Raw genomic sequence first — 25,537 nt, forward strand, 5'->3', positions numbered from 1 at the left:
GTTTTAAAAAAATAAACCCCACAAAAAGTGGAGTTCATTTATCTATAAACTTGCTTTATAAATTGCTACCGCATCATCTCTCGTCAATGATTGGAAATTACCGAATTCTGGTCGGGCAATAACTGTCTTATCGGCCATTTCATCGATGCTGTCTTTGTCTATATCATAATCAGCTAGACGTGAAGGGGCACCGATACTATTCCAAAAATCGCGTAATGCTTGAATACCCTCTAATGCAACCTCGCGATCCGTTTTATTACTTGGATCTACATTAAAGACTTTTACAGCTAATTGTTTGAAACGGGAAACATCCGTATCTAATGTGTGTTCCATCCAATGTGGAAACAGAATTGCCAAGCCGCCGCCATGTGGAATGTCGTGTACTGCGGATACAGCGTGTTCTAAATTATGTGATGCCCAATCTCCATGATAACCCATGTTAACCATACCGTTTAATGCCATCGTTCCGCAATATAGAATGGTAGCACGGTGCTCATAGTTTTCCAAGTCGTTTAGCAGTTTTGGTCCAGTGTTAATGACAGTGCGAAGTAATCCTTCTACCATCTCGTCTTGAAATAGTGTGTTATCTTCATGATGGAAATAATGTTCAAGAGCATGGGACATCATGTCAACAATGCCATAGATAGTTTGATCTTTAGGAACTGTGAATGTATTGACTGGATCTAAGATGGAGAAACGTGGGAAAGTATGTGGGCTGCCCCAACCATGCTTTTCTTTTGTTTCCCAATTCGTAATAACAGAACCAGCATTCATCTCTGAACCAGTTGCAGCTAATGTTAGAACGGTTCCGAATGGTAAGGCATCTTCTGCTTGTGCCTTTTTTGTTACGATATCCCATATATCATGTGATGATTTAGCTCCGGCTGCTATTGCTTTCGTACAATCAATTGTACTTCCGCCACCGACTGCTAATATAAAATCAATTTTCTCTTTTTTACATATTTCAATACCTTTACGTGCTGTCGTCACTCTAGGGTTTGGCTCAACACCTGATAATTCGAACACATTTGCTTCGATAGCATGTAGATTTTTTAATACATTATCATATAAGCCATTCCGTTTAATACTTCCACCGCCATAGACAAGCAAGACGTTTTTCCCGTATTGAGGTATTTCGTTTTGCAATTGCTTGACTGTGTCTTTACCGAATATTAATTTTGTTGGATTTTGAAATACAAAGTTTTGCATGATTACGCACCTCCTTTTTTATCATGTCAATTTTTTAATTCGAAGTAAAGTAATAAGATTGATCATAAGTAATAAAAAGCTGAGTTTCTTCCTATTATAAATAATAAAATTTGGTATGTAATGTTTATAAATTGACAAGGGGTTAGATTTTTGCTTATAATTTACTTTGTCTTAAATTGAACTGATGAGTATACGAGTGACCAATCAGTCACTTTGCTTTTAGGGGGACAGGATGATAGATAAAAAACAAAAGATGATGCAGGCCGCGATTAAGCTTTTTTCAGAAAAGGGTTATCATGCAACGTCCATGCAGGAGATAGCGAATGACGCAGCGGTATCAAAAGGATTGTTATATAAATATTTTGATTCAAAAGAAGATTTGTTAATTGATGTTTTTAAATGCAATCACAACAATATGGTTGAAAGAGCAAAGTATATTAACTTTGATACATCCATACCAGCAAGAGACAAATTTAAAAAAATGATAAAAATTGAATTTGAAGGAATCCTTAGAAATAAAGACTATTTTAATTTGTTAACTAAATCTTTGTTATTAGAAAAGAATAAAAAAATACAGCCCTTTCTTATGCAAGTTCGGGCAGAGATGATGAGCTGGCATAGAGAAATGCTTTTACAAGTATACGGAGACGAGATTAAGTCAAATATTTGGGATGCTGTTATGGCTTTACAAGGTATGCTTAAGGAATATGTTGGATTTATCATTCAAGAAGAACAAAAATTAGAAGCGGATCAAGTTGCAACAATCATTGTCGAAAATATGGATGGAGTAATTGATGCTAGAAAAGGGAAAAATTCTGCTATCACAGATGAAAGTATGCAACATTTTCACTTTCAACCGAAGCGAGAAATATTAACTGTGCACGAGCAATTAAAACAAGTGTTTAAACATGTGAAAGGTCAATGGATAGAAGTTACTGACTGTAAAGAAATAATCGATGCGATTAAGCTGTTTGAACAAGAAGTAGAAAAGGATAAGCCGAGAATCTTCTTATTAAAAGCTTTATTTTCCTTTTTAAACGAGCACGCATCTGTCATGAATGATTTGGAAGCTGTAGGTAACTTATTAAATCAACTAGATCGATAGAGAAGAATAGAAGGAAGGAGTGTCAACATGACGAACGAAAATACTCAAAGTTATAATCGAACACCAATTGTCTTAGTTTTGTTGGCTGGTGGGTTTGTTTCTATTCTGAATCAAACGCTTTTTGCAACTGCAACACCCCATGTAATGGACGATTTTCAAATAGAAGAGAATATTGCGCAATGGCTAACAACAATTTTTATGCTGGTGAATGGTGTAATGATACCAATCACTGCTTTTTTAATTGAAACATTTACTACAAGAAGGCTAGTGTTGAGTGCACTATCAATCTTTGCAGTGGGAACATTGATTTGCGGAATAGCACCAACTTTTCCTATTCTTATGGTAGGAAGAGTGGTTCAAGCAAGTGGGGCAGGAATAATGATGCCATTAATGATGACTGTATTCTTAACCATTTTTCCAATTGAAAAAAGAGGAGCCGCTATGGGGACGGTTGGATTAGTCATTTCATTTGCGCCAGCCATTGGTCCAACATTATCAGGATGGATTGTGGAAACATACCCATGGAGAATGATGTTCTTTATTATTTTACCAATTATTATTATTGATATTATTTTAGTTCATATTTTCATGAAAAATGTTACAGAACGTACTTTTCCTAAGTTAGATATTTTATCAATTGTTTTATCTACATTAGGTTTCGGTGGATTATTATTTGGTTTTAGTAGCGCAGGAAGCGGAGACTGGGGTTCACCGCAAGTGATTATTTCTTTAATTATTGGGATTACTACCTTGTTTTTCTTTATTCGAAGACAGTTCCAACTAGAGCAACCTATTTTGGAATTTAGAGTATTGAAGTATAAAACGTTTGCTATAGGAACACTAATTGGAATGATTGCTTTTATGGGGCTGATTGGCGCTGAGACTATTCTGCCAATTTATATGCAACAATATGCTGGCTTTACCCCGCTTGAATCAGGATTAATGATCATGCCGGGTGCGCTAGTAATGGGCTTCATGTCTCCAATTACTGGTCGTATTTTTGATAGAATAGGTGCTAGATATTTGGCGATCGTTGGGTTATCTATCATGACTATTACAACATTCTTTTTTACTAATTTATCTACTGACACGTCATTAATATTCTTAACAGTCGTTTTTGCGATTCGTATGTTCGGGATGTCTATGGTAATGATGCCAGTGACAACTGCTGGGTTAAATCAATTACCGGTGCGTTTGATTGCGCATGGGACAGCAATGAACAATACATTACGTCAAGTTGCAGCTTCCATAGGAACAGCTATTTTAGTGACGGTAATGACGACTTCTGCGTTAAATAGCGGATCGGATGCTGTCCCTAGCGATTTAATTCACGGCGTAAATGTTGCATTTTATGCTGCAACTGGTTTAACGGTAATCGGATTGGTGTTATCTTTCTTTATTAAAGGAACCAATCCACAAGAACAAAAAGAAATGTAAGTAGTAGTATAGTACTTTATCAATTAAAACGGTTTGATTGTATAAAAAAAGACATTTAGTTATCAACATCCTTGTTTGGATTAGTTGTACTAAATGTCTTTTTTCAATACCGTTAAAAAGTCTTATAGCTCGTTAATGACTCTTGCGATACTGGCTAGGTGATTGACGATGTACTCTTGTAAATAGTCTGTGAAAGTAAGGATAGTTACCAAATCCACACGTAAGCGCGATTTGCTCTAGCGTCATGTTTGTATATTTCATCTGATTAATTGCAGCTTCAAGTTTAAGTTGTTGTGCGTATTGAATTATTGTTTTTCCTGTATGATCTTTAAATAAGTGACTCGCCCGTGACACACTTAGTTCAACTTCATTTGCAACCTGTTCAAGTACTAAATGTTCTAATGCATGTTCTTCGATATAGCGCATCATGCGTGTCACAATAAAGGGCCGTTGAATCGAATGACGTGCTTTAATTTCTTCTTCTATCATCAGCAAGATACTTTTAAATAGATTCGTGTTTAAGGAATGATTTTGTTCATGATTCGGTCGTAATTTTTCTGTTGCTAACAGACGCCATAGAGATATAATTTTCTCGATAGAAGATAAGGAAGCGTGATCAGGTTTCTCATTTTCATGCCACCACTTGGTTAACCACTCCCCTGTTACTAATAAATGAAAGTCCCCACTTTTTTGACCTGGTTCAATGTCTAGTTGATAGTATGTTTTTTCTGGAACAAAGATAATATCTCCTTTTTCGAGTGTATAAGTGTTCGTTCTAATTTTTGTTTGAGATTGTCCTTCTGTTTGTAACCTAACCAAAAAATTCTCTAAGCCATTCGGATTTGTTTCGTGATAGCCGTTTGTATGGAATGAAAAGCTACAATGATCAATCTTCATATGTATACCTCCCTTTTTATAGCAAGATAGGATATGAATTCATCATATCATCTATATAAAAATATTGTAAGAAGCGATAAGGTAATGATTAAGATAACGAGTTTTAATCAAATAGTATATTGTAAACGGTTTAAAAATAGGAGTGATAAATAATGAAGAAACGTAGAGTGGCAATCATTGGTTGTGGCAATATTTTTCCTATGCATGCAGCGAGTATAACTGAACGAGAGGATTTAGATCTTATTGCTGTATGTGATATTAAAAAGGAACGCGCAGATGAAAAAGCAAGGCAATATAGCGCTAAAGCGTATGAAAATTATGAAGATATGATGGATCAAGAAGAGTTAGATGTTGTTCACATTTGCTTACCGCACTATTTACATGCACCAGCAAGTATGGCGGCAACAAAACGAAAAATTCATGTTATGACAGAAAAGCCAATGACGATTGAATATGAAGATGCAAAAGCGATGATTGATAGTGCAAAAGAGAATGGTGTTACGCTCGGTGTCATTTTTCAGAATCGATACAATCCAGGTTCACAATTAATAAAAAATATGCTTCATTCAGGTGAATTGGGTAAGGTTAAAGCAGGAAAACTCCAAGTTACATGGGATCGTTCTGATGAATATTACCAAAACAGTGATTGGAAAGGTACGTGGGATAAAGAAGGTGGCGGCGTCATTATTGACCAAGCGATTCATACGCTGGATTTAATGCGCTGGTTTGTCGATAGTGAATTAAAATATGTTGATGCTTCCATTAGTAACCGCGCACATCAATTAATTGAAGTGGAAGATGCTGCTGAAGGAGTGATCGCATATCGAAATGGTGTTGTGACCGCTTTTCATGCAATCAACTATTACACTTATGATGCACCCGTTGAAATCGAATTGCACTGTGAAAAAGGAATTGCAAAGATGGTGGCGGATAAAGCCACAGTGACATTACATGATGGTCGAACATTTATCGCAGATCATAATCCTCTTGAAACGTTTACCTATGATTCAGGTGTAAAGGGATATTGGGGTGTGAGTCACGTAAAGCAAATTAATAATTTTTATGATTTTTTACAAGGGGAAGTCGATCACTTAGACATTCCTGCTGAAGAAGGGTTAAAAACGCAACAAATGATTTGTGCTATATATGAATCTGGAAAATCAAATCAACGTGTTCGGTTTTAGCTTTTTAAATTATTAAGAAGGAATACTAGATTAATATATCGAAGGTTAACTTTCATCATACGAGATACAGTAAAAGAAAACAGAGGAGGTTCAACGGTGCGTATATGCGTTTGGAATGAAAACAGGCATGAACAAAAAAATCAAAAAGTTAGAGAGATTTATCCAGAAGGTATACATGGTACCATTTATAAATTTTTGATAGAAGAAGGTCACGAGGTAGTAACGGGGACGTTGGATGAAGAAAATCATGGCTTATCTGATGATTTATTAAATAAAACAGATGTCCTAATTTGGTGGGGGCATTTAGCTCATGATGAAGTAGAAGATAAGTGGGTAGACAAAATTCAACAGCGTGTTCTTGAAGGTATGGGGATACTTGTCCTGCACTCGGCTCACTTTTCAAAAATTTTCAAACGTTTAATGGGAACAAGTTGTGATTTGAAATGGCGTGAAGCGGATGATCGTGAACGATTATGGGTAATCGATCCAACACACCCGATCACATCAGGTCTTGGAAGTTATATTGAACTGGAAAAAGAAGAGATGTATGGGGAGCACTTTGATATTCCGACTCCAGATGAGCTTCTATTTGTTAGTTGGTTTGAAGGTGGAGAAGTCTTTAGAAGTGGGGCAACGTATAAACGTGGTCGCGGAAAAGTCTTCTATTTTAGACCAGGACATGAAACATACCCTACCTATCATAATAAAGAAATACAAACGGTAATTAAAAATGCTGTTCAATGGTTGAAGGTAACCGATACACATCAACCTACCTACGGCAATCACGAACCAATTGAAACGATTTTGAAGAAAGATTAAAGTACGTGATTACGATAATTTAATGAAAAATGAAACTACAAGGAGTGATTAAACATGGGGAAAATTAAAGTAGCGGTTGTAGGGTGCGGAAGTATAAGTAAGCATAGGCATTTACCAGAATACAGTCAAAATAATCAAGTTGAAATTGTTGCTTTATGTGACGTGGTAGAAGAACGTGCTAAAGCAATGCAAGAAATTTATGGGGGATCAGTGTATACAAACTATAATGAGATGTTGGAAAAAGAGTCGTTAGATGTGGTCAGTGTGTGTCTACCTAATGCGCTTCACGCACCTGTTTCCATTGCCGCCCTTAACAACGGCGCTCATGTTTTATGTGAAAAGCCAATGGCAACAACAAAAGAACAAGCACAAGCGATGATTGACGCAAGTGAGAAAAACGGTAAAAACTTAATGATTGCTCATAACCAACGTTTCGTTCCTTCGCATCAAAAGGCGAAAGAATTAATAGCAGAAGGAGCTATTGGAAAAGTTTATAGCTTCCGGACTGCTTTTGGCCATGGTGGTCCAGAAAGCTGGAGTGTTGATGGCGAAGATTCATGGTTTTTTAGAAAGGAAGATGCGGTTATGGGTGCAATGGGTGACTTAGGCGTACATAAAGCTGACCTCATTCGCTATATTCTAAATGAGGAATTTACGGATGTGTCAGCCATTGTAGAAACAAATGCGAAAGACAACATTACCGTTGATGATAATGCTGTTTGTATTTTAAAAAGTAAATCAGGAGTTATTGGTACATTGACTGCGAGCTGGGCATATAAAGTGAGCGAGGATAATGCCACGTTAATTTATGGGGAAAAAGGATTGCTTCGCATAGAAGATCATCCTAACTATAGCTTAATTGCAATCTATACGGACGGAAGTAAAGTTAACTATGAATTAGGAGCGATTCAATCAAATGAAGAAGGAAAACAAACCTCAACAGGGGTGATTGATCACTTTATCCATACGATAAAAACAGGCGAAAAACCTCTAATTGACGGTGAGGAAGGTAAAAAGTCATTAGACATCATTCTTGCCGCAATTGAATCTAGTAAGACAGGAAAGAGAATTGCTTTGAGCTAGAAGTGCCCAAAAATAATCTTATACAGGGAGTGAATCAATAATGAAGTTAGGTGTATTCACAGTACTATTTTCAGATAAAAATTTAGAAACCATGTTAGACTACGTGAAAAATGCTGGTTTAGATGCAGTTGAGATTGGCACTGGAGGTTACCCTGGTGATGCGCATTTAAAATTAGATGAATTATTGGAAAATGAACATGCGCGTATATCTTTTTTAGAAAAAGTAAGATCACGAGGCTTAACTATTAGTGCATTCAGCTGTCATGGTAATCCTATTTCTCCAAATGCGTCATTTAGAAAAGAGTCACATGAAACTCTGGTTAAAACGATAGAGCTTGCTGGGCTTTTGAGTGTGCCGGTTGTTAATGCATTCTCTGGAACACCAGGTGATTCTGAAGAGGGTAAATATCCAAATTGGCCAGTTACTCCTTGGCCAGAGGAGTACAGCGAAGTGCTGAAATGGCAATGGGAAGAGAAGTTAGTTCCTTATTGGAAAGAAATCAACGCAATCGCCATGGATAACAATGTAAAAATTGGAATTGAACTTCATGCCGGTTTTTTAGTTCACACTCCTCATACGATGTTAAAATTACGTGAGCAAACAGGGGAAGCAATTGGTGCAAACCTTGACCCTAGCCATTTGTGGTGGCAAGGGATTGATCCTGTGGCAGCAGTGAAGATTTTAGGTAAAGCTAATGCGATCCACCACTTCCATGCAAAAGATACTTATATTGATCAAGACCATGTCAATATGTATGGACTAACAGACATGCAACCATATAGCGAAGTACAATCACGCGCGTGGAGCTTCCGTTCTGTAGGCTATGGTCATTCTGTAAAAGTATGGAGTGATATTATTAGCGCACTTAGAACATATGGTTATGATCATGTGATTAGCATCGAACACGAAGACCCGATCATGTCGATTGAAGAGGGTTTTATGCGTACTGTTGAAAATTTAAAATCTGTTATGATTTATGAGCAACCAGCTGATATGTGGTGGGCATAAGCTAGAAACCCCTATTTCTGATGAATGAAATAGGGGTTTTGCTATGTTTGTTATGTATAAGTTATAGCGTACGGAAATAACACTTAAGACGATTAGGTCCGCTTAAACAACTGTTATAATTTATTATATTAATTAAACTATAACAGTATAGTACAGTTTACCTGTTATAGTAATATATTTATTTTTTGTTAACCGTTTCACACAATATAAATGTTGTTATGACAATGTTGTATGCGTATACTTAATTCGTATATTATACAAAAACTTTAGCGTGTTAAAATTTGAACATTTTAAGAACATTTATTATAACAGTTTAAAAATGTGATCTATTTCACTTTATTTTATGGTTGAGAAGGTATATAATGTAGTTAAGTTAAAGGATAAGTGTTGAACATTTGTGCTTGAAACATAGATGTTATTATTTGAGGAGGTAAAGGAAATGAAAGTAGCAGAAGAAGTTACAAAAAATAATCCTTGGGATGGCTTCCGTGAAGGTAAATGGCAGAAGGAAATCGATGTTCGTGATTTTATTTTAAAGAATTTCACATTATATGAGGGAAATGAAGAATTTTTAGCAGGTCCAACCGATGCAACAAAAGCATTATGGGATCAAGTAATGGACCTTACAAAAAAAGAACGTGAAAATGGTGGCGTGTATGATTTAGATACAAAAATCGTTTCTACGATTACATCACATGGCGCAGGATACTTGAACAAAGAGCAAGAAAAAGTAGTAGGAGTTCAAACGGATGTACCATTCAAACGTTCATTGCAACCATTTGGTGGTATTCGTATGGCAGTGGCTGCTGCAGAATCTTATGGCTATAAAATTGATGAAGAAGTAGTAAAAACATTTACAGATTATCGTAAGACACATAACCAAGGTGTATTTGATGCATACACACCAGAAATTAGAGCAGCGCGTAAAGCGGGTGTTGTAACAGGATTGCCTGATGCATATGGTCGTGGACGTATCATTGGTGATTATCGTCGTGTAGCACTATATGGTGTAGATCACTTAATTGCAGAGAAGAAAAAGGATCTTGACTTAATTGGTAACGGAACAATGATCGATGATGTTATTCGTGACCGTGAAGAAACATCAGAACAAATTCGTGCATTACAAGAATTAAAACAACTTGGTGCAACATACGGTTTTGACATTTCTAAACCTGCAACAACTGCACAAGAAGCATTCCAATGGTTGTATCTTGGGTATTTAGCAGCAATTAAAGAACAAAATGGTGCTGCAATGAGTCTTGGTCGCGTATCTACTTTCTTAGATATTTATATAGAAAGAGATCTTGAAAATGGTGTAATGACTGAAGAAGAAGCACAAGAATTAGTAGATCACTTTGTAATGAAACTACGTCTTGTGAAGTTTGCAAGAACACCTGATTATAATGAACTATTCAGTGGAGATCCAACTTGGGTAACAGAATCATTAGCAGGTATCGCTGAAGATGGTCGCCCGTTAGTTACGAAGAGTTCTTATCGTTTCTTGCACACATTAGATAACTTAGGTCCAGCTCCAGAGCCAAACCTAACAGTTTTATGGTCTACAAAGTTACCAGATAACTATAAAAAATATTGTGCTAACATGTCGATCAAATCAAGCTCTATTCAATATGAAAATGACGATTTGATGCGAGAACATTATGGCGATGATTACGGTATTGCATGTTGTGTATCAGCAATGCGTATTGGTAAACAAATGCAGTTCTTTGGTGCACGTGCAAACCTTGCGAAAGCATTACTTTATGCAATAAACGGTGGGGTAGATGAGAAATTAAAAATGCAAGTAGCTCCAAACTATGCACCAATTACTTCTGAATATCTAGATTATGATGAAGTAATGAAGAAATATGATACGATCTTAGATTGGTTATCAGGACTATATGTAAATGCATTAAACATCATTCACTATATGCACGATAGATACAGCTATGAAAGAATTGAAATGGCATTACATGATCGTGAAGTGTTACGTACAATGGCATGTGGAATTGCAGGACTTTCCGTTGTTGCGGATTCATTAAGTGCAATTAAATATGCAAAAGTAAGAACAATTCGTGATGAAGATGGCCTTGTTGTTGACTACGAAATTGAAGGAGACTTCCCTAAATACGGTAACAACGATGATCGTGTAGACGATATTGCGGCTGATCTTGTAAAAACATTTATGAATAAAATTAAAAAGCATCATACGTACCGTAATTCCGTTCATACACAATCTATTCTTACCATTACTTCTAACGTTGTATACGGTAAGAAAACTGGTAACACACCAGATGGACGTAAAGCAGGCGAACCATTTGCACCAGGTGCGAACCCATTACACGGCCGTGACAAAAATGGTTCATTAGCTTCATTGAGTTCAGTTGCGAAAATGCCATATGAACATGCACTAGATGGTATTTCTAACACATTCTCAATCGTACCTAAAGCATTAGGTAAAGATGAGGAAACAAGAAAAGCTAATTTAGCAGGAATGCTAGATGGCTATGTAATCAAAAATGGCCACCACTTGAACGTAAACGTATTTGATCGTGAAACATTACTAGATGCAATGGAACATCCAGAAGAATATCCACAATTAACAATCCGTGTATCTGGCTATGCTGTTAACTTTATTAAATTAACAAGAGAACAACAAATTGACGTAATTAATCGTACGTTCCATGAAAGTATGTAAGACGAAATAAGAAGGGGTCTCCCTTCTTATTTCTGAAATCTGGGGGAGGGCGAACAACATGAAGGGTAGAATTCATTCAATAGAAACATGTGGTACAGTAGACGGACCGGGCTTACGTTATGTTATATTTACACAAGGGTGTCTTTTGAGATGTAAATTTTGTCATAACCCTGATACATGGAAAATGGGTGAAGGAAAAGAGATGTCAGTAGAAGAGTTAGTAAAAGATATTAAAAGCTATCTACCTTTTTTCCAATCAACCAATGGTGGGGTAACAGTAAGTGGGGGAGAACCGTTACTGCAAGCTGAGTTCCTAGTTGAATTATTTACTGAATTAAAAAAATTAGGAGTCCACACAACGATTGATAGTTCTGCCGGTTGTTTTAGTCGCTCACCTCGGTTTATGAGAAACCTAGATAATTTGTTGGAAGTAACTGATTTAGTTTTATTAGATCTAAAACATATTGATCCAGTTGAACATAGAGAATTAACTGGAGTATCGAATGAACACATTATTGACATGGCGCGATACTTGGATCAAAAAAATGTGCCGATTTGGGTTCGTCATGTATTAGTTCCGGGTCATAGTGATAAAGACATCTATTTACAACAATTATCTGATTTCATTGCTACACTAAATAACGTCGAAAAAATAGAAGTATTACCATATCATAAGCTTGGTGTTTATAAGTGGGAGACGCTCGGCCTTGAATATCCTCTCGAAGGAGTAGAGCCTCCAACAGAAGATCGTGTAAAGAATGCCGAAGATATTTTAAATCGAGTAAAAGTTATATCATAGAAAAGAAGCCAAACGCGGCTTCTTTTTTTTGAATGATTTTTTGCTAAAAAAATGCTCATCTCCGGGTTTGGGAGATGAGCACGCAAAAATATCGGCGCTCACGCAAAAATATCGGCGCTCACGCAAAAATATCGGCGCTCACGCAAAAATATCGGCGCTCACGCAAAAATATCGGCGCTCACGCAAAAATATCGGCGCTCACGCAAAAATATCGGCGCTCACGCAAAAATATCGGCGCTCACGCAAAAATATCGGCGCTCACGCAAAAATATCGGCGCTCACGCAAAAATATCGGCGCTCACACCAAAATTATTCTATAATCTGCAGTTCTTTCGGAAATTTTGTTAGTGTCTCGAATCCATCCTTCGTAATTAACACATCATCTTCAATTCGCACGCCACCTAGGCCTGGTATATAGATCCCTGGCTCAATTGTATAAACCATTCCTTCTTTCAAAATACCATCGTTTAAGTGACTCATTGAAGGAAACTCATGCACATTAATTCCCATGCCATGACCGATTCGGTGTGGGAAATAGTCGCCATATCCTGCTTCTGTTATTACATTTCTTGCGGCCGTGTCAAGGTCACCAATGCGAACACCTGGCTTGCTCGCCTCTAATGCTGCACGTTCTGCTTTTAATACGATGTCATAGATTTCTTTTTGTTTATCGCTCACAGATTTATAGGCGACGGTTCGTGTAATGTCTGAGCAGTAACCATCAAGCACAACGCCTAGGTCGAATAACACCATATCGCCAGCCTGCAATTCGCGATTTCCTGGGTTACCGTGTGGATCGCCAGACTTCTCGCCGAATAAAACCATTGTAGAGAACGACATCTCCCTAATGCCTTTTTTCTTTAATTCATACTCGATTTTAGCCAATACTTCCATTTCGGTAACGCCTTCTTCAAGCGCGTCAATTCCTACTTGAACACCATAGTCCGCCATTTTGGTAGCGCGTTTAATAATTTCAATCTCATCATTATCTTTTACAACGCGCATCTCATTTAATTTATCTTCAACTGAGCGAACAAGTGCTTTAGGGAAAAACTCAAGCAATGCTTCAGAACGGCCATATGAAAGTAGCTCTTTTTCAAGAGCAACCGTTTTTGCTTCCGTAACCTCTCTTACGTCAAGCGACTTTTTAATTAAATCCCAAGGGTTCTCGTGATCAGCATAGCCGATAATTTCGTATTTCCAACCTGCATCTTTAAGCTGATTCACTTCCATTGATGGCAAAACAAATAGTGGATCAGCTTTTTTAAATACAAATACACCCATTAAACGTTCGTGTGGATCGGTAAGAAAATTAGATAAATAAAAAACATTTTCCGGTGAATTTAAAAATGCTACTTCAATATCTTCTTGATTTAGCCAGTCTGTTAACATTTGCAAACGTTGGTTCATATTTAAAATCTCCTTTATCATTTTCATTGAATTGTATTAAGGTCTACTCATGTGAAATGGAATGAGGAACATGATTTTACCATGTCCCTCACCGTTATATCATTTAATTTTTCTTTTGTGTAGCTAATGATACTAGAATTAGAACAATAATTGCCACTGGAACAGAAACTACGGAACTATTTAATTCAAAAGGCGTGTTAAGTACTAGTTCCCAAACTAATGTTGTGACAACACCAGCGATCATGGAAGAAATACCACCTATCGTTGTTACACGTTTCCAGAAGAATACTGCTAAAATAGCTGGTGTAATTCCTGCACCATAAACAGTGTACGAATACATTTGAACTTCTAGAACTGTCGGGAAATAGCTGATTAACAAATAAGATAATCCACCAAGCACGACAATAAATACTTTCGTCATGACCAATTGTTTTTTGTCTGATGGATTTTTGTTAATATATTTTCCGTAAATATCATATGTCATATTTGTAGCTGCAGAAAGCAAATAAGAATTTCCTGTTGTAATAATGAAAGCCGCAGCAGCTGCTAGTAAAATACCGCCAACACCTAATGGTAAAACAGTTGTTGTTGCCATTAGTGCCATTCCAGGATCAATGTCTGGAAAGAGTGAACGAGAGACAAAAGCGATAATTGAAATCGCAGGTGAGATAAGAAGCATCACACCTAACCAACTCAGTGCTGCTTTTTTTGCTGATTTATCACTATTGGAAGCAGCTAAACGTTGATACATGTTCTGGTCACTTAATAAAAGAAATAATGATGGCAATAAATAGCCCATTAATTGGATTGTTGTTAATCCACCAGTCGCTGTCATATGCGAATCTGGGACATTTGCAATGATGCTATCCCATCCTCCTGCAACAGAGATGATAATTGGAACAGTAATGATTAGACCACCGACCATTAGAAAACCACTAATAGCATCAGTTTGCGATACAGAACGCAATCCACCGATCATAGCAAGGAATATAATTAAAACAGCTGCAATTATCGTACCTAATTCGACGCTCATTCCTGTAGTTAAATTTAATATAAAACCAAGGCCAGTCATTTGATAAGAGACAATACCGACGTAAGCCAAAATAACAATTACACTTGCAAGATTACGAGCGAACGGCCCATATTTTGCTTCAAGGATTCCTGAAATTGTATATTTTCCAAAGGCCCGAATTTTTGGAGCAATGGTATAAAGAATAAAAATACCTATGACTGTTGGGATCATTAACATGAAGGAAGGAATAATTCCAAAGCTGAATGCAACAGATGTTTCTCCACCTGAAATACTTCCACTGCCTGTCCATGTTGCTAGCAAAGTTCCCATTAAAACGATAGGTCCTAAACTTTTACCAGCTAAAATAAAATCTGCACTGTTTGATACTTTCTTTGACATATAAATGCCGATGCCGACCATAAGTACGGCATATACCCCAATAAACCATAGTAACTGGGGATTTTCTTGTAATTCCATTTCTAGGTCACACTCCTGATGTGTTTAATTTTCTTTTTTAATTATGCTTTAATAAAATAAAAATCACGATTGATGATTAAACGCTGATCGTGACTTTCGAAAAAACATAATAAATTTTAAAAAATCGATTTTTTAAACGACTCTAAAATGATAACACGACTAAAAAAACAGATCAAACTGCTAATTTAAGCATTTGAGCGTTTATTTTTTCGTTTATTACTTTGGACATCTCTCTGTTTGATTATACGGAAAAATGCGTAAATATTCGTAGTCAGAAAAGCTTTTGCAAGAAATATAATGAATTGCGTTTAAAATACAGAGAAACAGGAATACTCCATGTAGGGTAAAGATATCCTGTAATTTCATGATAAGGAGTGTTTCAATTGAGTAACGTATTATTTACTTCTCATGCAACAGCAAAAGGTGGACGTGAAGGTCATGTAAAGTCAGATGATGGTTTAATCGATTTGAATCTCGTTCAGCCTGGGTCTGGATCAAGTGAAAAAGGATCCAATCCAGAGCAGTTATTTGCAGCGGGATATGCAGCTTGTTACGATGGAGCACTTAACTTGATGGCTTCTAAACAAGATAAAGAAATAGATTCAACGATAAAAGCAGATGTTAGTTTAATGAAGGATCCATCAGATGATGGCTTCCAAATTGGTGTAAAACTAAATGTGGAGATTAAAGGTGTTTCCCAACAAGAAGCAGAAGAATTGGCTAAACAAGCGCATGATTTCTGTCCATATTCCAAAGCAACGCGTGGGAATATTGACGTAGAAGTAGTAGCAAAAGCAATTTAAACAGTAGAAAACCCTTTTGAGTGAACGAACTCAAAAGGGTTTTTGCTATTATTGACCAGTGCTAGCTGGGGTTAAAGCCTGTTTTGGCATATATAACTTTTTGGATAGTAACTGTTGGAAAATTAAAAAGATTCCTCCAACTGTCCAATATAAAGGTAAAGCAGCTGGTGCATTAAAGGAAACAAATCCAATCATTAATGGTGATACAAGTCCCATAAACGCCATCTGTTTCTTTTGTGCAGGATCCATTCCCATTTGAGAAACACGGAATTGAAGGAAATATACTGCAGCGGCAACAAAAGGCATAATTAGATCGCTCTGACCTAAATTGAACCATAAAAAGCTATGTTGTGCTATTTCTTGTGTTGTCCGAATGGCATAATAAAATCCAATTAGAATTGGAAATTGAATAATCATTGGTAGACAACCCATTGATGCAATCGGGTTAAAATTATGTTGTTGATAGAGCTGCATTGTTTCTTGCTGCATTTTGTTTTTCGATTCAGTATCTTTTTTACCTTTATATTTCTCTTGGATTGCTTCCATTTCAGGCTTAATGATTGCCATCTTATCACGCATTTGATAGCTGTTCTTAGATTGTTTTAACATGAACGGCATTAGTGCTAAACGGATGAGCACTGTAACAAAAACAATCGATAAACCGTAATTCCCTCCTAAGAGAGATGCCACGCTTTTTATAATACCCGAAAATGTTAGAACAAAATATTTATCAAAAAAACCTGCTGTTTCTGGATCAATTGGCTCACCTGATGCCGCTGCTTGACAGCCGGATAAGATAATTACCGCTAATAAAGCTAAGCCAATAAACCGATATTTTTTAATGAAAGTGAATACAGATTGTACGTACATGTTTTTCCTCCTTGTAATGTTCGTAAGTTTTGATAGAACAAGGAGAAATGGTTGTCTTCATCATCATCTGGGCTTTCTTTGCGTTTCATTTTTATCGTAATCCATTTGCGAATATCTTGCCACTGACCAAGATGAAAGATTGCTTCTTTTGTACGAAGGTAGATAGCATGATAATTATTTTTAAATGAATGCTGCTGTTTGGACAATTGATGATGTGCGACATATAGCAAACCATAGGAACATATCAATGCAATATAAAAGGTCAAATAAATATACATTGGGTGAAGGTCACTATATAATTGTCCGATTAATTCTACTGACATCTGTATTCACCTCCTGTTTTTTAAAAAGTTGAAGTCTTATTCTATGATGATACAATAATGGCGGAAAGTCAAAGGCATATTTATGGCAAATCCAATATTTGCGAAACGCTTTCTTCTTTTCTTACGTATATATAGCAAAGGCTCATAGGAGGAATTCTCATGCTAGAAGTATTTACTATTCTTGGTGTTGGTGTGTCGATGTTCTTTATATTTAGATTTTTTCGTGAATTTAGTGGAAAGAGCATTCATTTAGATCTAGATAAACGATATATTGAGTGGAGTGATCATATTGCAGCTGCCGAAGAAAAATTACAGAAGCAGGGAAGAGAAGTAACCTATCTTGGTGATGGTTCATTCATCATAGACGGTAAATACTACATAATGATAGATTGGAATATTGGTAAAAGGGATGAAATATTACAACCAGCAGCACAGCGAACTTGGTTTAAATACGATGAAGAAAGAAATAAACAAGCAAAGTAATGCTGGAATTGCACCACCTTATTAGTGAAACATTTTCCCCATCTATAGCGTATATATATGAAAGAATAAATGGGAGGAATTAACATGTTGGAAAGGTTACTCATTCTTGTCGTTGGTGTTGCAATTTTCTTTGCGTTTAATTGGTTACTCGGATATCGTAGAAGAAGTATTGTTTTGGATTTGGAAGATCGTTATATTGATTGGAATGATCATGTTGCAGCTACAAAAGCCGAATTACAAAAACAAGACAGAGAAGTATCTTATCTCGGCAAGGGTGAATTTGTAATAGACGGTAAATATTATATGATGATAAATTGGAATGTTAATATGGCTCATGTACCTTTACAACGAACCTTGTTAAAATACGATAAGGAGAAAAATAAACAAGCCAAAAAAGTAGGAGAGATGTAAGTGAGTAAAGTAGTTTTTATCGGAGCCGGAAGAATGGCTCAAGCGATCATTGCTGGCTTAACGAAACAAAGCGATTGGTTGATTGTTGTAAGTAATAACGGTAATGTAAATCGGTTAGAAGAAATGGAACAAAAGTATGGTGTTCAAACGACAGATAGCTGGAAAGAGGAAATTTTTGATGCGGATGTGATTGTATTAGCCATCCCACCAGAAGCGCATGATTCTGTATTAAAAGAGTTAGCATTGTTTATTGACAAACAATTCGTTATTACAGTTGCTGCTGGAATTGGACCATCCGATTTAGAAAAATCCTTACCAGAACAAACACCTGTTGCATGGTTAATGCCAAATACAGCTGCTTCAAAGGGAAAATCGATTACGCTTTGTGCGAAAGGAACACAGATGGAGCAAGTCCATGAAGATATGCTTGAAAAGATTTTGTCTAGTATTGGAACAGCAGAAATAGTATCGGAAGAACAAGTGCATACATTAACTCCTATTACTGGTAGTGCACCTGCGTTTGTTTATCAAATGGCGAATAATCTAGTTCAGTCTGCAAAGGAAGCTGGTATTTCAGAACAACAAGCAAGGAAATTAGTAGCAGATATGATTGCAGGAGCGGCATCCATGCTACAAACAGAAGAAGATCCGCAAGATTTAATTAATCAAGTAGCAACACCTGGTGGGGTCACAGCAGAAGGGTTAGAAGTACTAGAACAGCATGATTTCAACAGCATGATGAAACAAGTTATAAAGGCTTGTCATGATCGATCGAATAATTGAAAAACGAAAAGGATTGATGATTCATGAAAAAGAAATTGATTGCTGTATTTAGTTTAGTATTACTGCTTTTCTTAGTGGCGTGCCAAGGGGAAGATAAGGATGTTGATAAAAATGATGAACAACATTCGAACGATGTGGTATTAACACCTGAAGACTTACAATCAGAAGAGGCAATGAATGAGTTAAAGCTAATCACTAGAACAGAGCGAGAAGAAGCGATCATTTATACACTAGCTGATCAGGCTTTTATTTTTGAGTTTCAAGTAGATGAATCATACAAGGACCTTAAAGTATGGGTCGAAACATATCAACTTGGAGAAAAGCAGGATAATGATAAACATGTAAAAGATGCTACAATAACTAAATCAGGAACAATTATTTTTTCCAACACAGCCGTTGGTGGAGAGAACATGAACAATCAAAGGGTCGGCATAATTAGCGATAACGGCGGTGGATATACGAGTTATGCAACTGAGCTTACTATGTTTGATGAAAATGGGTATGCGATGATCCCGGCTGTTAATGATACAGCAATTGAGGTAACGGAAGAACCAATTATATTAGCCGGTTTATTGTATGGAGAAGATGAAGTGCAATCTCTTGCACCGGAATTTTTTAATGGACGTAGTGAAAACAAGGATGGGTTAAAAGATTATGAGCTTGCTTATATTTTAAAAGCACAGTTTTCTAAATAACGAAATGATTGTAAGGAAAAAAAGCAACAATATAAGCATGCAAAACAAGAAATTAAAATCCCTCTACCACTTATTTCAGTTGTAGAGGGATTTTGATGTTTAAGCTTCTGTTGTATTCGTAGTCGTTGGTTTTAAGCTTTCGTTGATTTTTTGCTCGTTTTTATTTGCTACTTGGTCTAACATTCCTTTTAAATCAACACCGGAAACGTCTTTTAATGTTTCAGGAAGTTGACTCATTAGCTTGGTCACATAACTACTCATGCGTGTTGCACCATCTCCTTCACCATTACTATTATCAACCACCGTTACTTTGTCAATGGAGGCAACAGGCTCTGCTATTCTTGCTGCAAACTCAGGGAGCATCGTAATGATCATTTCTAATATTGCAGCTTCACCATATTTGGCCATTGCATCTGCAATTTTTTCTTTAGCTTCTGCTTCAGCAAGTCCCTTCATTCGAATCGCGTCTGCCTCAGCTTCCCCGTCTAATCGTATTTGTGCAGCTTCCGCTTCGGCTTGCTTTACTCGAGTTACTTTATCTGCTTCTGCTCTTTGTTCCGTTGCATAACGTTCTGCTTCTGCTTTTTTAGAAATTTCAGCTTCGTATTGACGCTGTTTTCGTATTACTTCTTTTTCATCAATTTCAATTTGTTTGTTTTTCTCGACTAATTGAACTTGCATTTCTTCTTGTTTTACTTGCTGTCCAGATTTTGCTTCCTGCAATTTATAAGCCATATCCGCTTCCGCTTTAGCTGTATCTTGCTCCCGTTTGTAGGCTGCAATCTTAAGTTCTTTTTGTTTTGTTGCTTCCGCGATTTGTGTTTCACTTACCAGTTCGGCGCTTTTCCCTTCTCGTTCTGCTTCCGCTCTTTTAATTCTGGCATCTCTTAACGCATTCGCTTCAGCAATCTGGGCATCACGCTTTACTTCAGAAATACGTGGTTTACCTAACGCCTCTAGGTATCCATTATCATCTTGCACATCCTTAATGGTAAAAGATACAATCTGCAAGCCCATTTTCTTTAAGTCAACAGCAGCTTGAGTTTGTACTTCCTGCGCAAAGCGTTCGCGATTTTTATAGATTTCTTCTACGGTCATCGTACCAAGAATAGCTCGCAGGTGTCCTTCTAATACTTCTTGTGCTTCCTTACGTAATTCGGAATCGTTCTTTCCTAGAAATTGTTCACCTGCAGTAGCAATTCCTTCTGTTGTACTTTGCACTTTAATAATGGCGGTGCCGTTTGCCATAACAGGAACACCATTTTCAGTGTATACGTTTGGTGTGGATATATCTAAACTATGTGAGCGAAGACTAATGTTCTCTGCTTGTTGAAACACTGGAACAATAAATGCGCCTCCACCACGGACAATCTTTATTCCGCTACCATCATCGACTTTATGCACATTTTTATTTCCTAAAAAACTACCAGTGACAATCATAGCATCGTCTGCACCAACTGTTCTATAACGAACTGCAAACATTATGATAAAAGAAACAATAATCGCAGCGATGACACTAATTACAATGATAAAATCCATCTATTCTCCTCCTATAAATCATCAGTAAGTTCAGCAACATATAAGATTTGCTCTTTCACTTCAACTACCACAATCTTACGCCCTTGCTTTAGTTCAATATGATCGAAGCTTCGTGCTGTTTCACTTCTGCTGCCATTTGTAGAAGTGATAAATACCTCGCCATACCCGTCTGCTGGAATCGTTGTAATGACCTCACCCGTTTTTCCGACTAAATCCTGAACAGATATGGAAGTTGAGCTTTCTGCATTAGAGAGTGGTATTACTAACAAATAATAAATAACAAAATAAGCAAGCAATCCAATAATTAAGCTAATTATGAGTACGTAGATGTGTGAGATACCTGCATATTTGGTAAGTAATACACCAGAGCCACTAATTACAGCAAGTGTTCCGAATAAGAGTAATGGATTAAACACTTCTCCTAGTCCTTCAAAAAGACCTTCAAAAAGATCACCTAAAAACAAGGAAAGAATTGCAACAACAAGACTTCCCCAAAGTAGAAACCAATAAATATCTAAAACCTCAATATGTATCCCTCCATTTCTAAAAAAGCCACTATAATATATATACGTTTCAAAATTCAAAAAAGTTCCATTATATTGAAAAGAAAGAGGCTAGGACATATCTTAAAGGTGATTATAAAAATACGAACCTTGTTTCAAAAAGAAGAATCAAGGTTCGTATTTTTATTTGAAGTAATCATTTAGCTGTGGAAATGCACGACACTCCTCGAAAATAAAAAGCAATTTTCTTCGTGCGATGCATCGCTGCCGAAGCGTTCCTTGTCCTGCAGGAACAGCGCGAGCTGAAGATCCACTCCGTAAAGTGTTGTTTGCTTTACGGAGTTAGCTGAAGCCGTGCCTGCGGAAAGGGAGTGCATTTCCACGGCGTTTTTTTCTGATACATTAATATGAATATTTGGATTTTCTCTTAAGGTGTGTTGTTTTGTCTCAACCTCTTCTGATTAGTATATTTTTTTAAAAAATCACACATATTTATCCCTTGTTGCACCAATGCCGAATCCCATCATGACAATAGAAATAAATAGAATGACGATGATTGGAATCGTCCATGATTGGTTAAAATCATAAATAGATCCAATCAATATAGGTCCGATTGCTGCAAGTAAATAACCGAATGATTGTGCCATGCCAGATAGCTCTGCTGATTGTTTTGCATTTCTTGCTCGTAGTCCTAATAATGCAAGAGCTAAGCTAATACTTCCGCCGAGTGCAAGTCCAATTAATGTGATAAATAGAACAAGCCAATTAAAAGTATTTACTAATAAGATACCACTGTAACCGATAATTGCCATGGATCCTAGCGTAATTATAATCCCTTGTTGTTTTTTAAAACGACCTGCAATAACTGGAGCTAAGAATGTGGCTGGCAAACCAACAAATTGCATATATGATAATAGCCAACCGCTAGTTGCGACTGAAACGCCTTGCGCTTGTAGAATTTCTGGTAACCAAGAAATAGTTACATAGAATAAAAAAGACTGTAATCCCATAAATAATGTAACCTGCCATGCTAAAAAGGAACGAAAAAGACTGCTTCCAGTTGTTGCAAAGAAATCCCGTTCTGCTGTTTTTGGTTGGGTTCGGTATAAAATAAACCATATGATAAGTCCGATTAGTGTCAAAATAGACCAAATAGCTAATGCATATTCCCAACCTAATCCTGCTGTTTTAGCTAGTGGTACACTTACACCAGAAGCGATTGCTGCAAAAATAGACATACAAGTGGTGTAGACGCCTGTCATAGGACCGATGTGGTTGGGGAATTTTTCTTTAATAATACCAGGTAATAACACATTACAAATCGCAATTCCCAATCCAACAAAAGTAGTCCCTATATAAAGCGGAAAACTATGCGAAATGATACGAGCAATAATTCCTAGGAAAAGAAGGGTTAAACCAATTAGAATGGTAAGTTCATTTCCTGCTCGATTACGTAGTTTTGGGGCTAATGGTGACATAACTGCAAAAGCTAATAATGGTAAGCTAGTAATGAGACCAACATTCCAATTTGCTAACCCCATTTCATCACGAATGGTCCCAACTAATGGACCAACAGATGTGATGGCGGGACGTAAATTGAATGCAACGAGAATAATGCCGACAGCAAATAAAATATCTCGTGTTGAGAAACGTTTAGACATGATAACAACTCCAAATCAATAAAATGCTATATAAGGATAGTATAGGGCAGCGGCGTTGGTCTAGCAACTACGCTTGAAAATTCGTGAAATAAATAAAATGTTTCATTCACATAACGATACCTATAAGTGATAGAATAATAGAAATGATACTTTAATAAAATATAGATCATATAGAAAGAAGTGGCGGTATATGTTTAAAGGATTTATGCGTGAATTATTTTCTTGGCTAAAAGCAATCGTTATTGCACTAGTCATTGTTTTTGTCGTTCGAGAATTTTTAGTTACCCCTTCAATTGTTAAGGGTGAATCTATGCTTCCAACATTACAAGATGGTGATCGGATTATGATTAGTAAAGTTACTCCGATTGATCGGTTTGATGAGATTGCTTTCCAAGCTCCAGATGCCGAAGAGAATTATGTGAAGCGTGTGATTGGTTTGCCTGGTGACTCTATCGAGATGAAGGATGACACATTATATATTAATGGCACTGCATACCAAGAAGAGTATTTAAGTGATCATAAAGAAGCAGTTTTCGGTAATTCTTTCACAGAGAATTTCACATTGAAGCAAATTACAGGCGAGATGACCGTTCCGGATGGTTACTTGTTCGTTCTAGGTGATAATCGTCCGGTCAGTAGAGATAGTCGTAGGTTTGGGTTTATTGATGAAGATTCAGTAATCGGTGATGTTGTCTTTCGTATTTGGCCTATAAACGCTATTGGAATACCGGAATAATATTTTTTAAAATGATGGAAATACTACACCTAACTTATAGAAAGTTAGGTGAAATACATGGAAATAGAAAACAATTCTTTTCATCCTGGTGATATCGCTTATGTGATTATTAGAAATCCTCACGTTCAAGGTGCTGCAAATGTACAACAAGCCGCCGTGGTTAATAATCCTGAACGTCCAAATGAGCTAGCATTATTTATATATGAAACGTATTACCCACTCTCTGAAGAAATTGCAATTTATCAGACGGAGCATGAAGCAGAGACGGCTTTTCAACAAGCATTTGGTGATGCAGAAGTTGAGGGATATTATGGTTAAGCCATTTGTCCCTCAATTAGTTTATTTTGAACCAAAAGCGATGGACTATCCATTAGGGAAAACTTTGTATAAAAAATTTTCTAATATGGATGTGGAGATTAGAGAAACAACGTCACATAATCAAGTTAGAAACTTACCAGGCGATAATGATTTTCAAAAGTATCGAAATGCTAAATCAACGCTTGTGGTAGGTCTTAGAAAAACATTGAAATTTGATACGTCAAAACCTTCAGCTGAGTATGCCATCCCGTTTGCAACAGGTTGTATGGGGCACTGTCATTATTGTTATTTACAAACTACAATGGGAAGTAAGCCGTATATTCGTACGTATGTGAATACTGAAGAGATTTTTGATGCAGCAGAAGAATACATGAAAGAAAGAGCACCTGAAATAACTCGTTTTGAAGCATCTTGTACATCGGACATTGTAGGGATCGATCATCTAACACATACGTTAAAAGAAGCAATTGAATATTTTGGGAGATCTGATCACGGACGATTGCGTTTCGTAACAAAGTTTGCACATGTAGATCATTTATTGGATGCTGATCATCGAGGGAAAACCCGTTTTCGTTTTAGTATTAATGATGATTATGTAATTAAATTTTTTGAACCAGGAACATCAAGGTTACATGAACGAATCGAAGCAGCTGCAAAGGTTGCTCATGCTGGCTATCCGTTGGGTTTTATTATTGCACCCATTTATTTGCACGAAGGTTGGCGAGAAGGATATATTTCCATGCTAGAAAAATTAGCAGAAACACTGCCAGCAGAAGCGAAAAAAGATTTAACTTTTGAACTGATCCAACATCGCTTTACTAAGCCAGCAAAGAAAGTGATTCAAAAAAATTACCCAATGACAAAATTGGAATTAGATGAATCGAAGCGAAAAACGAAGTGGGGAAGATACGGTATCTGGAAGTATGTTTATACAGATCAAGAGCAAGAAGAGATGAAGCAAGTATTTGTTGAAACGATAAAAAAACTATTTCCAACTGCATCGATTGAATACTTCACATGATAATCGAGAAGGCTGTTTATTTCAGAATAGAGATAATAGTGTTGAACAGCATATGTTTGACAAATAGACTAAATCATGATTAATTAGAGGTACAATAGGAATAATATAGAAACCACTAGGGGCGCCATTTGGCTGAGATAAAGAATGTTCTTTGGTCCCTTTGAACCTGAACTGGGTCATGCCAGCGTAGGAAAGTGGAGTCGGTGCATAGATTTGTACAGCAAGATAGTTATATACATTCAACCACTCCATTTT

General features: G+C 36.7%; 26 protein-coding genes and 1 riboswitch. Of the genes, 17 read left to right on the forward strand and 9 right to left on the reverse strand.

Going from position 1 to position 25,537, the window contains the following annotated elements:
* Positions 1-42 precede the first annotated feature (42 nt).
* The gene (locus tag HP569_RS07920; protein WP_182200631.1) at positions 43-1,209 is read right to left on the reverse strand and encodes an iron-containing alcohol dehydrogenase; all 1,167 of its coding nucleotides are present in this window, start codon (positions 1,207-1,209) and stop codon (positions 43-45) included.
* A gap of 232 nt (positions 1,210-1,441) precedes the next feature.
* Between HP569_RS07920 and HP569_RS07925 the strand changes: the two genes are divergently transcribed.
* Both HP569_RS07925 and HP569_RS07930 read left to right on the forward strand, forming a co-directional pair.
* Complete coding sequence (locus HP569_RS07925) at positions 1,442-2,314, forward strand: TetR/AcrR family transcriptional regulator (RefSeq protein ID WP_182200632.1); 873 nt, start codon at positions 1,442-1,444, stop codon at positions 2,312-2,314.
* 27 nt (positions 2,315-2,341) lie between these two features.
* Positions 2,342-3,751, forward strand: coding sequence for an MDR family MFS transporter (locus HP569_RS07930; RefSeq protein WP_182200633.1), 1,410 nt, complete (start codon positions 2,342-2,344; stop codon positions 3,749-3,751).
* Between the two features lie 132 nt (positions 3,752-3,883).
* Here the strand turns inward: HP569_RS07930 and HP569_RS07935 are convergent, their stop codons facing one another.
* Positions 3,884-4,648: a helix-turn-helix domain-containing protein gene (locus HP569_RS07935; RefSeq protein WP_182200634.1), complete on the reverse strand. Its 765-nt coding sequence runs from the start codon at positions 4,646-4,648 to the stop codon at positions 3,884-3,886.
* A 152-nt stretch (positions 4,649-4,800) separates the two neighbouring features.
* Here HP569_RS07935 and HP569_RS07940 point away from each other — a divergent pair, with 152 nt between their 5' ends.
* The 7 genes from HP569_RS07940 (at position 4,801) to HP569_RS07970 (ending at position 12,557) form a co-directional block, all read left to right on the forward strand.
* Positions 4,801-5,832, forward strand: coding sequence for a Gfo/Idh/MocA family protein (locus tag HP569_RS07940; protein WP_182200635.1), 1,032 nt, complete (start codon positions 4,801-4,803; stop codon positions 5,830-5,832).
* A 96-nt stretch (positions 5,833-5,928) separates the two neighbouring features.
* A complete protein-coding gene (locus HP569_RS07945) occupies positions 5,929-6,651 on the forward strand; it encodes a ThuA domain-containing protein (protein WP_182200636.1) in 723 nt (240 codons plus the stop codon).
* A gap of 54 nt (positions 6,652-6,705) precedes the next feature.
* A complete protein-coding gene (locus HP569_RS07950) occupies positions 6,706-7,734 on the forward strand; it encodes a Gfo/Idh/MocA family protein (protein WP_182200637.1) in 1,029 nt (342 codons plus the stop codon).
* 40 nt (positions 7,735-7,774) lie between these two features.
* Positions 7,775-8,743 (forward strand): sugar phosphate isomerase/epimerase family protein, encoded by a 969-nt coding sequence (locus HP569_RS07955; RefSeq protein WP_182200638.1) that lies wholly within the window; start codon positions 7,775-7,777, stop codon positions 8,741-8,743.
* Positions 8,744-9,182: 439 nt separating this feature from the next.
* Positions 9,183-11,438: a formate C-acetyltransferase gene (gene pflB, locus HP569_RS07960; protein ID WP_182200639.1), complete on the forward strand. Its 2,256-nt coding sequence runs from the start codon at positions 9,183-9,185 to the stop codon at positions 11,436-11,438.
* A 58-nt stretch (positions 11,439-11,496) separates the two neighbouring features.
* Positions 11,497-12,237, forward strand: coding sequence for a pyruvate formate-lyase-activating protein (gene pflA / locus HP569_RS07965; protein WP_182200640.1), 741 nt, complete (start codon positions 11,497-11,499; stop codon positions 12,235-12,237).
* A gap of 74 nt (positions 12,238-12,311) precedes the next feature.
* A complete protein-coding gene (locus HP569_RS07970) occupies positions 12,312-12,557 on the forward strand; it encodes a hypothetical protein (RefSeq protein ID WP_182200641.1) in 246 nt (81 codons plus the stop codon).
* Here HP569_RS07970 and HP569_RS07975 read toward each other — a convergent pair.
* Together HP569_RS07975 and HP569_RS07980 are read right to left on the reverse strand one after the other, a co-directional pair.
* Entirely contained in the window at positions 12,547-13,647 is a 1,101-nt protein-coding gene (locus HP569_RS07975; protein WP_182200642.1) for a M24 family metallopeptidase, read from the reverse strand. The genes HP569_RS07970 and HP569_RS07975 overlap by 11 nt on opposite strands.
* 103 nt (positions 13,648-13,750) lie before the next feature.
* Positions 13,751-15,136 (reverse strand): sodium:solute symporter family protein, encoded by a 1,386-nt coding sequence (locus tag HP569_RS07980; protein WP_182200643.1) that lies wholly within the window; start codon positions 15,134-15,136, stop codon positions 13,751-13,753.
* A gap of 383 nt (positions 15,137-15,519) precedes the next feature.
* Between HP569_RS07980 and HP569_RS07985 the strand changes: the two genes are divergently transcribed.
* Positions 15,520-15,939, forward strand: coding sequence for an organic hydroperoxide resistance protein (locus HP569_RS07985; protein WP_182200644.1), 420 nt, complete (start codon positions 15,520-15,522; stop codon positions 15,937-15,939).
* A gap of 48 nt (positions 15,940-15,987) precedes the next feature.
* Here HP569_RS07985 and yidC read toward each other — a convergent pair whose 3' ends face one another.
* The gene (gene yidC, locus HP569_RS07990; protein ID WP_182200645.1) at positions 15,988-16,809 is read right to left on the reverse strand and encodes a membrane protein insertase YidC; all 822 of its coding nucleotides are present in this window, start codon (positions 16,807-16,809) and stop codon (positions 15,988-15,990) included.
* A complete protein-coding gene (locus HP569_RS07995) occupies positions 16,755-17,132 on the reverse strand; it encodes a hypothetical protein (protein WP_182200646.1) in 378 nt (125 codons plus the stop codon). The genes yidC and HP569_RS07995 overlap by 55 nt, the downstream gene beginning before the upstream one ends.
* A gap of 159 nt (positions 17,133-17,291) precedes the next feature.
* Between HP569_RS07995 and HP569_RS08000 the strand changes: the two genes are divergently transcribed.
* From HP569_RS08000 to HP569_RS08015, 4 genes are all read left to right on the forward strand, one after another.
* On the forward strand, positions 17,292-17,615 hold the full coding sequence (locus HP569_RS08000; RefSeq protein WP_182200647.1) for a hypothetical protein: 324 nt from the start codon (positions 17,292-17,294) through the stop codon (positions 17,613-17,615).
* 84 nt (positions 17,616-17,699) lie between these two features.
* Complete coding sequence (locus tag HP569_RS08005; RefSeq protein WP_182200648.1) at positions 17,700-18,026, forward strand: hypothetical protein; 327 nt, start codon at positions 17,700-17,702, stop codon at positions 18,024-18,026.
* Positions 18,027-18,809, forward strand: coding sequence for a pyrroline-5-carboxylate reductase (gene proC, locus HP569_RS08010; RefSeq protein ID WP_246367007.1), 783 nt, complete (start codon positions 18,027-18,029; stop codon positions 18,807-18,809).
* Positions 18,810-18,832: 23 nt separating this feature from the next.
* Positions 18,833-19,504, forward strand: coding sequence for a hypothetical protein (locus HP569_RS08015; protein WP_182200649.1), 672 nt, complete (start codon positions 18,833-18,835; stop codon positions 19,502-19,504).
* Positions 19,505-19,603: 99 nt separating this feature from the next.
* On the opposite strand, the gene HP569_RS08020 is transcribed toward HP569_RS08015, so the two are convergent.
* The 3 genes from HP569_RS08020 to HP569_RS08030 all read right to left on the reverse strand — a co-directional run bounded on the left by HP569_RS08020 (position 19,604) and on the right by HP569_RS08030 (position 23,207).
* Entirely contained in the window at positions 19,604-21,043 is a 1,440-nt protein-coding gene (locus HP569_RS08020) for a flotillin family protein (protein WP_182200650.1), read from the reverse strand.
* Between the two features lie 11 nt (positions 21,044-21,054).
* Positions 21,055-21,627: an NfeD family protein gene (locus HP569_RS08025; RefSeq protein ID WP_182200651.1), complete on the reverse strand. Its 573-nt coding sequence runs from the start codon at positions 21,625-21,627 to the stop codon at positions 21,055-21,057.
* Positions 21,628-22,028: 401 nt separating this feature from the next.
* On the reverse strand, positions 22,029-23,207 hold the full coding sequence (locus tag HP569_RS08030) for a CynX/NimT family MFS transporter (RefSeq protein ID WP_182200652.1): 1,179 nt from the start codon (positions 23,205-23,207) through the stop codon (positions 22,029-22,031).
* Between the two features lie 190 nt (positions 23,208-23,397).
* Between HP569_RS08030 and lepB the strand changes: the two genes are divergently transcribed.
* From lepB to splB, 3 genes are read left to right on the forward strand one after another with little or no spacing between them, the layout of a single operon-like run.
* A complete protein-coding gene (gene lepB, locus HP569_RS08035) occupies positions 23,398-23,943 on the forward strand; it encodes a signal peptidase I (RefSeq protein ID WP_182200653.1) in 546 nt (181 codons plus the stop codon).
* Between the two features lie 57 nt (positions 23,944-24,000).
* Positions 24,001-24,261 carry a transcriptional regulator SplA domain-containing protein gene (locus HP569_RS08040; RefSeq protein WP_182200654.1) on the forward strand — a complete coding sequence of 87 codons (261 nt, stop codon included), beginning with the start codon at positions 24,001-24,003 and terminating at the stop codon, positions 24,259-24,261.
* Positions 24,254-25,282 carry a spore photoproduct lyase gene (gene splB, locus HP569_RS08045; protein WP_182200655.1) on the forward strand — a complete coding sequence of 343 codons (1,029 nt, stop codon included), beginning with the start codon at positions 24,254-24,256 and terminating at the stop codon, positions 25,280-25,282. The genes HP569_RS08040 and splB overlap by 8 nt, the downstream gene beginning before the upstream one ends.
* Positions 25,283-25,389: 107 nt before the next feature.
* A riboswitch (TPP riboswitch) is annotated at positions 25,390-25,492 on the forward strand.
* Positions 25,493-25,537 lie beyond the last annotated feature (45 nt).

The sequence above is a fragment of the Paraliobacillus salinarum genome, assembly GCF_014083865.1.
GTDB classification, from domain to species: Bacteria; Bacillota; Bacilli; order Bacillales; family Amphibacillaceae; genus Paraliobacillus; species Paraliobacillus salinarum.